The organism is Microbacterium sp. RD1 (genome assembly GCF_052220165.1).
Taxonomy (GTDB): Bacteria; Actinomycetota; Actinomycetes; order Actinomycetales; family Microbacteriaceae; genus Microbacterium.
The window spans coordinates 212,383-226,797 of record NZ_JBQPOL010000003.1 but is presented as its reverse complement, the minus strand read 5'-3'; the positions used below and the strand labels follow the sequence as shown (position 1 = coordinate 226,797).

Genomic DNA, 14,415 nt, shown 5'->3' with positions numbered 1-14,415 from the left:
GGTGACCCACCCGTGCGCACTCGACGATCGGTGACGGCCGCGCTCGCCGCGGCTGTGGCGATTCCGGCGCTGGCTGCCTGCACCGCGACACCGGTAGACCGCGCGACCACGACCACCGCACCTCCGACCCCGGACGGGGGAGCGGTCGAGGAGAAGTACACGCCCGTCGTCATGGACGTGATGTCGACGCCCCGCTGGTTCACCGGCACCGACGAGCTCGTCCACGTCGTCTACGAGCTCCGGCTCACCAACGCCTTCCCCGTCGACGCGACGATCGAGCGGGTCGTGGTGCGCGACGCCGCCGACGGAGCGGTCGTCGAGACGCTCGAGGACGACACCCTCGCGGCCGCCTTCTCTCTCCAGCCGCTCGGGCTGCCGGATGTCACGGCGCTCGCGCCCTCGACCGTCGGCGTCGTGTGGCTCGACGTCGCGTTCGACGATCCCGCCGCGATTCCGGCCGAGATCGATCATCAGCTGACGGTGCGCGTTGCGCCGGGACTCCCCGTCCCCGAGCAGATCACCTCGACCGGCGCCCGCGCCGAGGTCGACGCCGATCCGCCGACGACGATCGGACCGCCGCTGGTCGGAGAGGGGTGGGTCGCCGTCGGCAGCTGCTGCGACGGCCCGCACCGCCGAGCGCTGCAGCCGGTGAACGACGCGCTGTGGCTCGCTCAGCGATTCGCCATCGATTTCAACCGCGTCGACGGCGACGACTACTTCGCGACCGGCGATCCGGGGCTCAACGAGAGCTGGCCGACCTACGACCAGCCCGTCATCGCCGTCGCGGATGCGGAGGTCGTCGCATCCGCCGATCGCTTTCCCGATCAGGTGTCGCTCGCGCCCGAACCGGTCACGCTGGACGAGGCCGACGGCAATTATGTGATCCTGCGGATCGCCGAGGGCGTATACGCCTTCTACGCGCACTTGAAGCCCGGCACGGTCGCGGTGGTGCCGGGTGACACGGTCGCGAAGGGCGAGGAGATCGGTCGCACGGGAAACTCGGGCAGCTCGACCGGACCGCACCTGCATTTCCAGATGATGGACCGCCCGTCCGCGCTCCTGGCCGACGGCGTGCCCTACGTGTTCGACCGCTTCACACTCGAAGGTCGGACCCCGCCCCTCGCGGAGGTCATGGCCGCCGACCCGCAGACGACGCCGGTGGAGATCGACGACGCGACGACCGGCGACCGCACCGACGAGCTTCCCCTCGGGCGCGACGTCGTGGCGTTCGCCGACCTGGGGCGGTGACAGGCCGCACGCCGGCATCCGGGACAATGGACGAGTGACTCCTTCGCCGCTGCAGACCTTCGAGCCCGACGCCCGCGCCATCCCCTTCGCCGATGAGGGGGAGGGGCCCGTTCTCGTGCTCCTCCCGGGGCGGGGCCTCGGCATCGCCTCGCTCGGGACACTCGCGCACGTGCTCGAAGAGGAAGGGTTCCGCGTCGTCCGCGTCGGCGTCCGGCGTTCGTCGGAGGAAGGCCTCACGCTGCACGATCTCGCCCGAGACGTCGTCGATGTCCTCGACGCTCTCAGCATCGAGTCGGCGTTCGTCGGCGGACACGGCTTCGGCGGCGCGCTGGCGCGCACCATCGCGCTGGACGAGCCCGACCGCGCGGAGGGCGTGCTGCTGCTGGGCGTCGAGAGCGCTGAGCCGGTGAGCGACGATGCCGAGCAGGCGCTGCGTGCCGCGTTCGAGGAGGAGCAGCCACTCGAGGCCATGCGGATGCTGGCGGGAGAGTCGGTCGATCCGGCCTTCGCGTGGAGCGTCTTCTCCCACGTGCGCGACGTCCATGCCGAGCCGGTGCAGCGCGCGGCGATCGCCAACACCCCGGTCCAGGAGTGGTCGCCGCTGGCCCCGAGCCTCCCGGCGCTCATCCTGCAGGGGTCGGACGACAGGGTGACCGTTCCGGCGAACGGCGACGCGCTGCAGGCTTCGGCGGCCGACCGCGCCAGTGCCGCGCGGATCGACGGGGGCGGCTATCTGTTCATCCTGACCCACCCGGGCGAGATCGGGATGCAGGTCGAGGACTACCTGGCGTGGGACTGAGCGAGGAGCATCCGCCGCCGAATGCAAGCCCGTGCGCTCCGCGGACGCGGCGGGCAGGATGGATCGCGTAGGGGAAGGATCGACATGACCGAGATCAAGACTGCGCTGTCGCCGCGGGCCAGGACCGGATTGGGCCTTCTGGGCCTCGTGCAGGTCGTCTTCGCGTTTCTGGCGTATTGGGACCTGTGGTTGCGCAACAGCCGGGAGGTGCGCGGCCCCAAGCCGGTGTGGATCCCCGTGATCCTCGTGAACTGGCTCGGGCCGCTGGCCTACTTCGCGTTCGGGATCCGCCACACGCGCTGACGCCGGGGCTCACCCGTCCGGTCGCGTCGCCGCCGGCTACTCACCGAGGCGGCTCCTCGACGTCCGGGGCGCTCAGCGCTCGGACGGTGTGGCGGTAGCCGACGGCCTCATGCCCCACCACCTCGACCACTCCCGCGAGCGCGACGAGCACGATGACGGCCACGAGGGCCGGCACGCGCATCGATTCCGCGGACTCGGGCGGCGCTGCTGACGCGAACAGGGCGACCACGACCGCCGCCGCGAGCGGCACGAGCGACAACAGCAGGAGAGGGATGTGGGACGCGTCGTACGACCTCAGCAGCACGCTCCAGGTGAGAAAGACCGTGAGCACGACGACGGCGACCGGAACGACCAGCGACCAGGCGACCAGCATCACCGGGATGCCCTCGTCCTCGACCGCGTGCGCGGCCACGCGAAGTCCCGCGCCGACAGCGGCGATGGCGCCGAACATCGGCAGATGCGCTGTACCGCCACCGGAAGATCCGGCGGGGCCACCTCTCCAGCACCAGTCGTGACGGGATCAGGAAGTACGCCCACCACACCGCAGCGGCGAGGACCAGCCCCGCCGACGCCACCGTCACAGCGCCGACCGACCACCCCTGCTCCTGGGACAGCGCGCCGACGGTCGCGGTCGTCGACGCGATCACCTCGCCGATGGTGATGATCGTCAGCAGCGTGAACCGTTCTGCGACGTGACCGGGATTCCAGGGGGCCCGCCCGACGACCGTCTCGATGACGACGGGAGCGATGAGCTCCGCCAGTGCCAGGGCTGCCAGAACGATGACGGTGGCCGGGAGGGGCAGAGGCAGGAGGGCCGCGAGGACCCAGCCGACCTGTGCGAGGGCGATCGTCAGCGCGTAGAGGCGGGCGGTGCGGCGGTTCGCCGCATCCTGGTGCGCCGCCCGGAGCCACAGCAGGACGAGAGGCACTCGCATGACGACGTATCCGACGACGAGGAGCGCGTTGTTCGGATTCGCCGCGTGGGCCGCCTCCGCGAAGCTGCCGGGGATGCCGAAGATGAGGATGACGACGCCGATCATCTGGACGATCGTGGCGACACGGAAGAGGGCGTCGTCGTTTCCGTACGCCGAGGAGAACCACGTGAAGTTCATCCACGCCCAGCTCACGGCGAAGATGGCGAAGACGTACGCGCCGACGGCGGAGGTGATCTCGCCCTCGCCGAGGTGGTGGGCCAGCTGGTCGGCGGCCGCGGCGAAGGCGATGACGTAGGTGAGGTCGTAGAGCAGCTCGAGCGGAGTCGGGGCGCGATCCGCCTGCCGCGGGTCGCGCCCCGACATCGGACGGAGTCTGTGACGCAGCTGCTCCTTCAGGTGGGCGGCGAGAGACGGATCGTCCACGGCATGGCCCTCCCCGGTCACCGACCCTGACGCTTCTTGTACGGCTTGGGCTGACCCTTGACGATCGGGGCGCGTCCCTTGCCCTTCGAGGCCTTGGCCTTGCCGCCGGCCGGAGGGACGGGCTTGCTCGCAGGCGGAGGCTCCGCGGCGATGCGCTCGCGTGCTTCGACGAGCAGCAGGTCGCCGGCAGGAGTCAGTCGCGTCTCGCCCTCGCGCCGGAACAGCGGCGCGCCGACGTCGGCCTCGAGCTTCTCGATCGACGAGTACAAGGCCGGAAGGGGGATGCCGAGGGCATCGGCCGCGCGGGGAAAGTGGCGGTGCTCGGCGACGGCGACGAATCGCACCAGCTGAGTGATGTTCACATCGACCTCTTCCGTCGTCCGATGCGGCGAGGCATCCAGGCTATCCGTGGTCAGGCCGGCGGATGCTCCGCGAGCCAGGCGTCGGCCAGGCGCCGCGGCGCACGGTCGAGCCATGCGTCGACGATGAGCTCCTCGAGCTCGTCGGGATCGATGGCGGCGAGGCGGATGAGGACGGCGGGGTAGCCGTCGAAGTGGGAGACGGTGAAGAAGCGATCGGGCCCCGAGACGAGCAGCGCCTGCTTAACGCCCTCGTGCTCGACCCGTACCGCCGCGATCTCACCGCTGGGCGCCGGGGTGCCGAGCTCGTCGAGCTCGGTGCGGCGCAGCGGCCGCTCCCACACGAACCCCCTGTCGTGCACGCGCCACATGCGCATCCCCCACGCCGGCTTCATGATCACGTCGGGAAGGGACTCGGCGATGCGCACCACGTCGTCGAGGGTCGCCATGGCGACAGCGTAGGCGACGTCGCGGTCGGCGTCTGCCCGGTCAGGTCGAGACGTCGTTCTCGATCTCTTCCGCGAGGTCGTCGATCGACTCCGGGCGGAGGTCCACGCCGACCTCATCCAGCCGCTCTTCGAGCACGTGGGTGACGTCGTCTTCGACCTGGCCGTGACGCACCTCGTCGCGCACGTCCTCGACGACGCGCTCGACGGTCTCGGCCTCGTCCCGCTCGGGGGTGCTGTTGTCGTTCGCATCCGTAGTCATACCTCGATGCTCCGTCACCGCCGTCGCCGGAGGATGCCCCTTGACGCGCGCGCCGCCGGCGTCCTCACCCGGGGAGGCTCAGGGTCCCGAGCGCGGGGCGGGGGAGGGCGGGTGCGCGGCGAACGACATCGACGAATCTCGGATGCGGCCGAACGTGCGCGAGCCCGGGGGTGTCCACAGCAGCACGATCAGCGCCAGCACGAACGCGCCGGTGATCGCCGCGCCGAGGTCGCTGACGTCCAGCCCGATCCACAGGGCGGCATCCAGCAGCAGGATCGCGCCGAGCTCGACGGTCGCGATCAGGCGGGACAGGGCGCTGCCGCGTCGCAGCCCTGTCGCCACAGCGAGCAGGAGCAGCCCCGCGAGGGTGATGCCCGCGCCGATCATCGACACCGCGAGGATCTCACGATCGGTCGTCTCGCCGTACCGGTCGAGCAGCACCAGGATGCCGAGCCCCGCGGTGAGCAGCCCTGTGGTGTAGACGAGCACGGCGACCACGGTCGCGATCGCCCCTCCCGCGCCGCGGTGCGGCCGCGCTGCGACGGCGGTCGCTGTGGCGCCGCGGCCGAGGACCAACCGGTGGTGGGCGAACCGCACGACCTCGATGCCGGCGACCATGACGATCGCGATGCCGGTGAGCGCCGCGGCGAGTCGGGGGCCGGGGTCCACCAACTGGAAGAACTGTGTCGCGAACGGGATCGTGAACACGCCCACGAGGCCGATGAACATCGCTCCGACCACGGCGACCTTGTAGCGATTGAGGGGGCGCGACAGCACGGACAGCACCCAGATGCCGACGACGGCGAGGATCACGGTCGCCCCGGTGCGCAGCTGCTCCTCCTCCACGTCCAGCCCCTGGGCGACGAACGTGTACCAGGTCAGGCCGAGCGCGACGATGATGCCGGCGGGGATCGCAAACGACAGCGACCGGCGGAGGAAGCCGGGGATGTAGCGCTGCGTGTTCGGAAGCAGGGCGAGGAAGAACGCCGGGATGCCGATCGTCAGCCCGTCGGTGATCGACAACTGGCGCGGCAGGAACGGGAACTCCAGCACGAGGGCGCCGAACAGGAGGGCCAGCCCGGTGGCGTAGACGGTCTTGGTGAGGAACAGCATCGAGACGCGCTCGATGTTCGCGATCGCCTGCCGGCCCTCGGCGACGACATCGGGAAGGTGCGCGAAGCTGCTGTCCAGCAGCACGAGCCGGGCCACGGCCTTGGTCGCCGCCGACCCGGAGTTCATCGCGATGCCGATATCGGCCGTCTTGATCGCCAGGGCGTCGTTGACCCCGTCGCCGGTCATCGCCACGGTGTGGCCGCGGCTCTGCAGCGCCCGCACCATCCGCTCCTTCTGCTCGGGGGTCACGCGCCCGAAGACGCTGTGCTGCTCGAGCACCTCAGCCAGCTCCGCGTCGTCATCGGGGAGTGTGCGCGCGTCGAACCCGTCGGCGACGTCCATGCCGACCTCCCGCGCGATGGCGGCCACCGTCCGCGGGTTGTCCCCGGAGATCACGCGGATGCCGACGTCCTGCTGACGGAAGTACGCCAGCGTCTGCGCGGCATCCGGGCGTACCTGTTCCTGGAAGGTCAGCACCGCCACCGGCTCCACGCCGCCGGGCAGACGCTGGGCGTCGACGTCGTCCTCGGTGAGGCTCTCCGCGGTGCGGGCGAGCACGAGCGTACGCCGCCCGGTATCGGCCAGGCGCGTCACCGTGCGGCCGAGCTCGGTCGTGCCGGAGGTCGCGGCATCACCGAAGACCATCTCGGGCGCCCCGAGCACCCACGTGCCGGCGGTGGAGGAGAACGACACCGCGCTCCATTTGCGCGCCGAGGAGAACGGGATGTACTCCGCCGCCTCGAGCGGTGCGGCGACGGGGTAGGCATCGCGCATCGCCCGGGCGGTGGCGTTGGCGTCGGCGGATGCCGCGTACCACGCCAGCGCCGCCTGCCAGCCGTCGACCGGCGCGAGGGGGTGGGCCTCGTCGAACCCGATCTCGCCGAGGGTGAGCGTGCCGGTCTTGTCGAGGCAGATGACATCGACGCGGGCCAGCCCCTCCACCGCGGGGAGCTCGTTGACGAGCACCTGACGTCGAGCGAGCTTCACGGCGCCCACGGCGAACGCGATGCTCGTCATGAGGACGAGACCGAGCGGGATCATGGCCGTCAGCGACGCGATCGTGTTGACGACGGCCTGCACCCAGGCGCCGTCGGTGAACACGGTGCCGTATCCGCCCGCCACCTGCACCTGCGCGTTGAAGACCAGCAGCCCGATCGGGCCGATGCCCCAGCCCACCCAGGTGAGAACGCGGTTGATCGACGTGCGCAGCTCGCTGGCCACGAGCGAGAAGCGTCGGGCCTCCCCGGCGAAGCGGTTGGCGTACGAGTCGGCTCCCACCCTCGTGACGCGGGCCGTTCCTTCCCCCGCGACGACGATGGAGCCCGACAACGCCTCGTCGCCCGTCGACTTGGCCACCGGGTCGGACTCTCCGGTCAGCATCGACTCGTCGATCTCCAGGCCGCGGCCGCCGATCATCTCGGCGTCGGCGGGCACCTGATCGCCCGCGCGCAGCACGAGCACGTCGTCGAGCACGACATCGCCGGGTGCGATCTCGGCTTCTTCGCCGGAGCGCAGCACCCGCGCGCGGGGCGCATTCAGAAGAGCGAGGCGATCGAGGGCGGCCTTCGCGCGGAACTCCTGGACGCATCCGATGATCGCGTTCGCGAACGCGGCGAACCCGAACAGCGCGTCCTGCCAGCGGCCCACGAGAAACAGCACGAAGAAGCATCCGAAGACGATGCCGTTGAAGAGCGTGAAGACGTTGGCGCGCACGATGTGCCAGGCACTGCGACTGGAATCGGGCGTGAAGGCGTTGGTCTTCCCGGCCGACACGCGCTCGGCTACCTCGGCGGGCGAAAGTCCGGTCGTCGGCGCGAGTACCTGATCCACGCGCTCAATCTATCGACCGGGTCGCCGTCGCGTCGGGGATCCGGACTATCGTGCCGACATGGCGATCGACGACGCTCTCCTGGCCTGGCTGCTCGGAACCGACCCTGCGCTGCGATGGCAGGTCGAGCGCGACCTGGCGGGCGCGCCGGCGGAGGTGTGGCAGGCCACACGCTCGCGCGTCGTGCGGGAGGGTTTCGGCGCGCGACTGCTCGCCGCGCAGGACGCGGACGGTCAGTGGGCGGGCGGCGCGTACTTCCCTGCCGGTTATCTCGACAGCCCGGAGGCGAACGAACCGGGCCAGCCGTGGATCGCCACGACCTGGGCGCTGCATGATCTTCGCGAGTGGGGGGCGGATGCGGCGGCCCTCGGCGATACGGCGGAGCGACTGGACCGCAACAGCCGGTGGGAGTACGACGATCTGCCCTACTGGGGCGGGGAGGTCGACGTCTGCATCAACGCCTGGACGCTCGCCGCCGGCGCGTGGCTCGGCGCGGACGTCTCGCGTCTGGTCGGATGGTTCCCGGCGCATCGCCTGGCCGACGGCGGTTGGAACTGCGAGGCGGAGGAGGGGAGATCCGACCGGTCGTCGTTCCACTCGACCCTGAACGCGCTCCGCGGGATGCTGGCGTACGAGCGGCTCACGGGGGAGGGGTCGGTGCGGGAGGCCCGACTCCGCGGCGAGGAGTATCTGCTCGAACGGCGCCTGATGTACCGGTCGAGCACCGGTGACGTGGTCGGCGACTTCGTCACGCGCTTCGTCTACCCGAACCGGCACCGCTACAGCGCGCTCGCCGCGCTCGACTACTTCCGGGACGCGTCCCTGCTGGACGGGCGCACTCCCGACCCGAGACTGACCGAGGCGGTCGAGGTCGTGCGGGCTGCGCGACAGCCTGACGGCACCTGGCTGCAGACGACCCCGCTGGCCGGACGCACCTGGTTCGACGTCGACGTGGCAGAAGGGCTCCCCTCGCCGTGGCTGACGCTGCGCGGCACCCGGGTGCTCGAATGGTGGGACGCGGCTAGAGCGAAGTCATGACCGCGGTCGCGACGGCGAAGGCTGCCCCCGCCAGCAGTGCGGCACTGACGAGCAAGCCGCCCAGCATCGCCAGGGCGGTGCCGCCGATCGCGAGAAGACCCGCGGCGAGCGGCGACATGGGCCGCCGGGCGGAGACGGGCGAAGGGGCGGTGGCAGTGGCGTGCATCACACTTCGACGGTAGGAAAGGCCCGATTGCGCCGCATCCGTCCGGAGTCTCGATCGCCTACATCCGCAGGATGACGCACGACGCCGCAGGGCCGGCGTGTTACGCCCCGCGACGCGGACCGTGCAGCCCTCCGGCGTCCCTGGCTGAATGGAGGACGCCCCGAGCTCACGCGCCCCCGCGCGCGAGCGACACACAGCAGCCAGCCATCGGAGTCCCGACATGACTGAACCCACTTCCAGCCGTTCCGAGATCGACGCGCACCTCGCTTCCCGGCGCTCCCGCCGGCGCATCGGCATCATCGTGGGAGCGGTGGCCGTCGCCGTCATCGCGGCCGCCGCCATCGTGTGGGCCGTCGTCGCGAACTCGTCGTCCAGCAGCGCCACCGCGGGCGGTGAGGCCGAGCTCATTCCGCTCCGCATCGCCGACACCGCCCAGAGCGACTTCCAGGACGCGATCGTCGAGGTCGGACGCGAGAAGGGTCTCGCGATCGAGTTCATCAACTTCGACGACCCCTACCTGCCCAACACCGCGCTGGTCGAGGGCGAGGTCGATGCGAACTCCTTCCAGCACGTCGCCTGGCTGAGTCAGTTCAACAAGGAGAACGACGCCGACATCACGCCGGTCTTCTCCACCGTCATCAGTGCGTGGGGGCTGTTCTCCGATGACCACGCCAGCGCCGCGGACATCCCGGACGGTGCGCGCATCGCCGTTCCGGATGACCCGGCGAACTTCTCCCGTGCGCTGTTCATCCTCGAGACGGCGGGTGTGATCGAGGTCGCCGATGACGCCGGCGTCTTCCCGACGGAGGAGGACATCGAGGCGAACGACCGCAACATCGAGCTCGTCCGCATCGCCCACGAATCCGTGCAGACCGCGTACACCGACCCCACGATCGCCGCGGTGGTCATCGCCACCGACGACTTCGACCCCGCCTTGGAGATCACCAGTGCCGACGCGCTGCAGCTCGAAGACTCCTCCGCCTCGAGCTCCAGCCCGTACGTCATCGTGGTCGCCACCACCGCCGACAACGTCGACAACCCGGCATTCACGCTTCTCGAGGAGACCTACCGCGACGACCGCGTCGTGGCAGCGCTCGAAGAGGAGAAGCGCGGTGAGGCGACGATCGTGGAGCTTCCGGTCGAGGACCTCCGCAGCGCGCTCGCCGAGCTGACCGCGCAGTAAGCCGCGCGAAGCGGATGACCGACCGCATTCGACTGACCGGGGTCACGAAGGACTTCGTGGTCAAGGGTGTCGCGTCGCGCGCGCTCGACTCGATCGACCTGACCGTGAGCGCCGGGGAGATCTACGGCCTCATCGGCCGATCCGGGGCAGGCAAGTCGACCCTCCTGCGCATGATCAATGCGCTGGAGCGGCCCACCTCCGGCACCGTGCTCGTCGACGGCGTCGACGTGGGTGCGCTCGGCGCGGATGAGCTGCGGCGCCTGCGGCACTCGATCGGGATGGTCTTCCAGCAGTTCAGTCTGTGGAATTCGCGCACCGTGTTCGGCAACATCGCGACGCCGCTCAGGCTCGCCGGGTGGTCGAACGACGCCATCCGCGACCGGGTGGCCGAGCTGCTGGACTTCGTCGGCCTCGGCGGCAAGGCGTTCGCGCGGCCGCGCCAGCTCTCGGGAGGTCAGAAGCAGCGGGTCGGCATCGCACGGGCCATCGCCACCCGCCCGTCGATCCTCCTCGCCGACGAGGCCACGAGTGCGCTGGACCCGCAGACGACCACCGACATCGTCGATCTGCTGCGTTCGGTCAACCAGGAGTTCGGCATCACGATCGTCGTCGTCACCCACGAGATGGACGTGGTGAGCCGGCTCGCCGACCGTCTGTCGATCCTCAGCGACGGACGCGTGGTCGAAACCGGAGAGATCCATCAGGTCCTCGCGCGACCGCAGCATCCGGTGAGCGCATCGCTGGTCGGCTCCTACACGCGCACCGTGCTCACGGGTACCGAGCAGGCGGCGCTGGCGACCGCGTACCCCGGGCGCCACATCTCGGTCTTCGTCGACGAGAAGGTCGCCGCCGACCCCGTCATCAGCCGCTTGGCCCGGGCGAACGACGTCGACTTCACCGTTGTGCAGGGCGGTGTCGCGCGCGTGAAGAACCAGCCGTACGGGCAGCTGAGTCTCGCCCTGCACGGTTCGGAGACCGACATCGACCGGTTCGTGACCCAGCTGTCGGAGGAGGCGGAGGTGACGACGTGGTGACGGCACTGATCGACATCGAATCCGACGTGCCCCGCGTCGCACGGGCGCTTTTCGAGACGCTCTACATGGTGACGATCTCGTTCTTCTTCGCGGCGATCATCGGGCTGATCCTCGGCATCTTCCTCTACGCCACCCGGCCCGGCCAGCTGTTGCACAGCCGCGTCGCCCACACGCTTCTCAACATCGTCGTCAACACGCTGCGCCCGATCCCCTTCATCATCCTGCTCATCGCCCTGACACCGCTCACCCGCGCCCTCATCGGAACCAGCATCGGCCCCTCCGCGGCGATCCTGCCCCTCACGATCGCCGCATCCGTCGGCATCGCGCGCGTGGCCGAGTCGAACCTCGTAGCCGTCGACCCGGGGGTGGTCGAGGCGGCGACCGCGTTCGGCGCGCGACCGCTGCACATCCTCTTCGGCTTCGTCGTCCGCGAGGCGTTCGGCCCGCTGCTGCTGTCGCTGACGTTCATCTTCGTCGCGCTCATCGACGCCACCGCGGTGGCGGGGGCCGTGGGCGGCGGCGGCCTCGGAAACCTCGCGCTCACCTACGGCTACCAGCGATTCGACTATGCCATCATGCTGCTGATCATCCTCGTGCTCATCGGACTGGTGCAGCTCGTGCAGTTCCTGGGCAATCGCCTCGCCCGCCGGTTCATCGACTGATGGCCGCGGTCCCTCCTTCCCGCTCGCTCGCCGTCATCGGCGGGGGAGTGGTGGGACTGTCGGTCGCCGCGGCCGCGGCCGACGGGTGGCGCGTCGTCGTGATCGACGCGGCCGACGACGTGTGCGCCGTCGCCAGCGGCGCGAGCTTCGCGTGGGCGAACGCCGACGCGAAGGTCGCCGGGAGCTACGCGGCGCTGAGCCGCGCCGCGCTGGATCGTCATCGTGACCTGTCCGCCGCGGCGAGCGAGCCCTGGTACCGCCCACTGCCGGCCCGCGTCGATGGGCGGATCGTCGAGGAGGGCGGAATCGTCGAGGTGGCGGCGTTCGCCCGGTCCCACGTCGGGCGCATCCGCGCTGCCGGAGGCGCGGTCCGCACGCGAACGCGCGTCACGCGCCTCGCCCAGACGCCGAGCGGTGCCTCCCTCGTCCTCGATGGTCGGCAAGAGCTGCGGGTCGACCGGGTGGTCGTGGCCGCCGGATGCGACACGCCGAAGCTGCTCGCCGATCTCGGCGCGGTGCCGCCGGCGGTCGGTTCCGCGACCGGGCCGCGCGGCTTCGTCGTGCGGGCTCGCCGCACCGATGCCGCCGCGGTCGAGGTGCGCCTGGGCGAGCGGTTCTCGGTGCGCCCGGAGACCGATCGGCTGATCCTCCTGCAATCGCGCGCCCTCGAGCGCGATCTCGATGCCGAGGGCGTGCCCTTCTCGGCCTCGGCGGTGTGGCCCCGCATCCGGAGCGAAGCGGCCGCCGCCGGCTTCGACGTCGCCGACGCTGATCTCGTGTCCGTCGCGAGTGCGACCCGACCGGCGACCACCGACGGCCTCCCCGTCGTGGGCGAGGTGACACCGGGGGTGCACGTCGTGCTCGCGCACAGCGGGGTGACCCTCGCCCCTCTTCTGGGCGAGCTGGCCGCCGCGGGGCTCGACGATGGTGACCCGCACGCCGCCTCGCCCCTGCGCCCCGATCGACCGATTCCCCCCGATGACCTTCCGAAGGAGTTCCCCTCATGACCTCTGCCGACCGCGGCGACCTTCCCGGCGCGAGCGCCCTGCTGGCGGGCCTGCCCTCCCGGCAGGGGTTCGGCGACGCGAGCCTCATCCGCCACCGACCCGGCAGCATCGACCTGGGCGGTGGCAACCCCGACACCTCCGTGGTCCCCGTGGAGCTCTACCGCGATGCGGTCCGCGACCTCACCGAGCACCCGGGGTTCGCCGCTTCCCTGCGTTATGTGCCGGCCGCGGGCATCCCCGAGCTGCGCGCGTGGCTCGCCGAGCGGGAGGGTGTCGACGACTCGCGGATCCTCGTGACCGCGGGAGGCACACACGGTCTGGCCCTCGCCGTGCTCGCCTCGTTGGACCCGGGGGACCTGATCCTCGTCGATGACCCCGTGTACCCGCTCTTCCTCCGCATCCTGGACCTCGTCCCGGTTCGCGTCGAGCCGTTGCGCGTGCGGGACGACGGCGTCGACATCGACGATCTCGAACGGCGCCTGCGCGCGGGCCTCCGCCCACGGGCGCTCTTCACGGTGCCGACGTTTCACAACCCGACCGGCGCGTCGCTTGCGGTCGGCGGCGCGCGACGCCTGGCCGACCTGGCCGAGAGGTACGGCTTCACGCTCATCCTCGATGACCCGTACCGCGAGGTGTCGTTCACGCCCCGCCCGGGTGCGAAGCGGTCATCGGCCACCGAGTCCGACAGGGTGGTCGCCGTCAACGCCTTCTCGAAGACCCTGGGACCGGCGCTGCGGCTCGGATGGATGGTGGTGCCGGCGGACCTGAGCGAGCAGTACGTCAAGCTCCGCAACCGCCTCGACGGGCAGACGAGCGGGGTTCTGCAGGAGATGGTGCTGCGGATCGTGCGCCGTCCCGAGTACGACGCCGGCCTGCGGTCAGCCGGCGAGGTGTACGCCGGCAAGGCGGCCCTCCTCGCGGAGGCGCTCACCGACGCCTTCGCGGATGAGATCTCGTTCACGGCGCCGACCGGCGGGTTCTTCCTCTGGGCGCGACTGCACGGCGACATCGATTTCTCGCGGCTGCATGATCTCGCACAGGACGAGGGCGTCTTCTACCAGCGCGGCGAGTGGTTCGCCGTCGACGACGACGCGCACCTGCGCGGATTCGTGCGGCTGTCCTTCAGCGAGCAGTCCCCGGCCGACCTCCGGGAGGGCGTCGATCGTCTTCGTCGAGCCTGGCTGCGCGTACGCGGTTGACGTCCGACGCTATGCTCCCCGGTATGCACCGGATCTTCCGTATGCCCGTCGCGAAGGTGTATCCGCTCTACGTCCAGAAGGTGGAGCGCAAAGGCCGGACCCGGGACGAGCTCGATCAGACCATCGCGTGGCTCACCGGCTACGACGAGGAGACGCTGCAGCGCTTCCTCGACGCCGGCAGCGACTTCGAGGAGTTCTTCGCCGGGGCCGACCTCAATCCCGCCGCATCGGCGATCACCGGCGTCATCTGCGGCGTGCGCGTCGAGGACATCGACGATCCCCTCATGCAGAAGATCCGCTACCTCGACAAGCTCGTCGACGAGCTGGCCCGGGGAAAGAAGATGACGAGCATCCTCCGGTCGCCGGAGGTCGCCGCGCCGGGCGAACGACACGCGTGAGGTGAGCGCCGC

The 14,415-nt window shown here is 70.6% G+C and carries 16 protein-coding genes; 10 read left to right on the top strand and 6 right to left on the bottom strand.

Annotated elements, in window-relative coordinates:
• Positions 1 to 12: 12 nt before the first annotated feature.
• From ACTU3I_RS15570 to ACTU3I_RS15560, 3 genes are all read left to right on the top strand, one after another.
• Positions 13 to 1,248 (top strand): M23 family metallopeptidase, encoded by a 1,236-nt coding sequence (locus tag ACTU3I_RS15570; RefSeq protein WP_442926624.1) that lies wholly within the window; start codon positions 13 to 15, stop codon positions 1,246 to 1,248.
• 34 nt (positions 1,249 to 1,282) lie between these two features.
• The gene (locus tag ACTU3I_RS15565) at positions 1,283 to 2,047 is read left to right on the top strand and encodes an alpha/beta fold hydrolase (RefSeq protein ID WP_442926623.1); all 765 of its coding nucleotides are present in this window, start codon (positions 1,283 to 1,285) and stop codon (positions 2,045 to 2,047) included.
• An 84-nt stretch (positions 2,048 to 2,131) separates the two neighbouring features.
• Positions 2,132 to 2,350 carry a PLDc N-terminal domain-containing protein gene (locus ACTU3I_RS15560; RefSeq protein ID WP_442926622.1) on the top strand — a complete coding sequence of 73 codons (219 nt, stop codon included), beginning with the start codon at positions 2,132 to 2,134 and terminating at the stop codon, positions 2,348 to 2,350.
• A 107-nt stretch (positions 2,351 to 2,457) separates the two neighbouring features.
• On the opposite strand, the gene ACTU3I_RS15555 is transcribed toward ACTU3I_RS15560, so the two are convergent.
• The 5 genes from ACTU3I_RS15555 to ACTU3I_RS15535 form a co-directional block, all read right to left on the bottom strand.
• A complete protein-coding gene (locus ACTU3I_RS15555) occupies positions 2,458 to 3,648 on the bottom strand; it encodes a low temperature requirement protein A (protein WP_442926621.1) in 1,191 nt (396 codons plus the stop codon).
• Positions 3,649 to 3,725: 77 nt separating this feature from the next.
• On the bottom strand, positions 3,726 to 4,070 hold the full coding sequence (locus ACTU3I_RS15550; protein ID WP_442926620.1) for a LysR family transcriptional regulator: 345 nt from the start codon (positions 4,068 to 4,070) through the stop codon (positions 3,726 to 3,728).
• Between the two features lie 50 nt (positions 4,071 to 4,120).
• Positions 4,121 to 4,516, bottom strand: a complete 396-nt coding sequence (locus ACTU3I_RS15545; protein WP_442926619.1) for an MmcQ/YjbR family DNA-binding protein — start codon at positions 4,514 to 4,516, stop codon at positions 4,121 to 4,123.
• A 40-nt stretch (positions 4,517 to 4,556) separates the two neighbouring features.
• Positions 4,557 to 4,775 (bottom strand): hypothetical protein, encoded by a 219-nt coding sequence (locus ACTU3I_RS15540; RefSeq protein ID WP_442926618.1) that lies wholly within the window; start codon positions 4,773 to 4,775, stop codon positions 4,557 to 4,559.
• A 78-nt stretch (positions 4,776 to 4,853) separates the two neighbouring features.
• Positions 4,854 to 7,718, bottom strand: coding sequence for an HAD-IC family P-type ATPase (locus tag ACTU3I_RS15535; protein WP_442926617.1), 2,865 nt, complete (start codon positions 7,716 to 7,718; stop codon positions 4,854 to 4,856).
• 58 nt (positions 7,719 to 7,776) lie between these two features.
• Here ACTU3I_RS15535 and ACTU3I_RS15530 point away from each other — a divergent pair, with 58 nt between their 5' ends.
• On the top strand, positions 7,777 to 8,754 hold the full coding sequence (locus tag ACTU3I_RS15530; RefSeq protein ID WP_442926616.1) for a squalene cyclase: 978 nt from the start codon (positions 7,777 to 7,779) through the stop codon (positions 8,752 to 8,754).
• Here the strand turns inward: ACTU3I_RS15530 and ACTU3I_RS15525 are convergent.
• Positions 8,738 to 8,920, bottom strand: coding sequence for a hypothetical protein (locus ACTU3I_RS15525; RefSeq protein WP_442926615.1), 183 nt, complete (start codon positions 8,918 to 8,920; stop codon positions 8,738 to 8,740). The genes ACTU3I_RS15530 and ACTU3I_RS15525 overlap by 17 nt on opposite strands.
• A gap of 220 nt (positions 8,921 to 9,140) precedes the next feature.
• Between ACTU3I_RS15525 and ACTU3I_RS15520 the strand changes: the two genes are divergently transcribed.
• Genes ACTU3I_RS15520 through ACTU3I_RS15495 form a run of 6 tightly spaced genes read left to right on the top strand, consistent with a single transcriptional unit; the run spans position 9,141 to position 14,403 of the window.
• A complete protein-coding gene (locus tag ACTU3I_RS15520) occupies positions 9,141 to 10,103 on the top strand; it encodes a MetQ/NlpA family ABC transporter substrate-binding protein (protein WP_442926614.1) in 963 nt (320 codons plus the stop codon).
• A 14-nt stretch (positions 10,104 to 10,117) separates the two neighbouring features.
• The gene (locus ACTU3I_RS15515) at positions 10,118 to 11,137 is read left to right on the top strand and encodes a methionine ABC transporter ATP-binding protein (protein ID WP_442926613.1); all 1,020 of its coding nucleotides are present in this window, start codon (positions 10,118 to 10,120) and stop codon (positions 11,135 to 11,137) included.
• A complete protein-coding gene (locus ACTU3I_RS15510) occupies positions 11,131 to 11,799 on the top strand; it encodes a methionine ABC transporter permease (RefSeq protein WP_442926612.1) in 669 nt (222 codons plus the stop codon). Before ACTU3I_RS15515 ends, ACTU3I_RS15510 begins: the two co-directional genes overlap by 7 nt.
• The gene (locus ACTU3I_RS15505; RefSeq protein WP_442926611.1) at positions 11,799 to 12,806 is read left to right on the top strand and encodes an NAD(P)/FAD-dependent oxidoreductase; all 1,008 of its coding nucleotides are present in this window, start codon (positions 11,799 to 11,801) and stop codon (positions 12,804 to 12,806) included. Before ACTU3I_RS15510 ends, ACTU3I_RS15505 begins: the two co-directional genes overlap by 1 nt.
• Positions 12,803 to 14,005: an aminotransferase-like domain-containing protein gene (locus ACTU3I_RS15500; RefSeq protein WP_442926610.1), complete on the top strand. Its 1,203-nt coding sequence runs from the start codon at positions 12,803 to 12,805 to the stop codon at positions 14,003 to 14,005. Before ACTU3I_RS15505 ends, ACTU3I_RS15500 begins: the two co-directional genes overlap by 4 nt.
• Positions 14,006 to 14,028: 23 nt before the next feature.
• On the top strand, positions 14,029 to 14,403 hold the full coding sequence (locus ACTU3I_RS15495) for a DUF2200 domain-containing protein (protein WP_442926609.1): 375 nt from the start codon (positions 14,029 to 14,031) through the stop codon (positions 14,401 to 14,403).
• Positions 14,404 to 14,415: the final 12 nt, after the last annotated feature.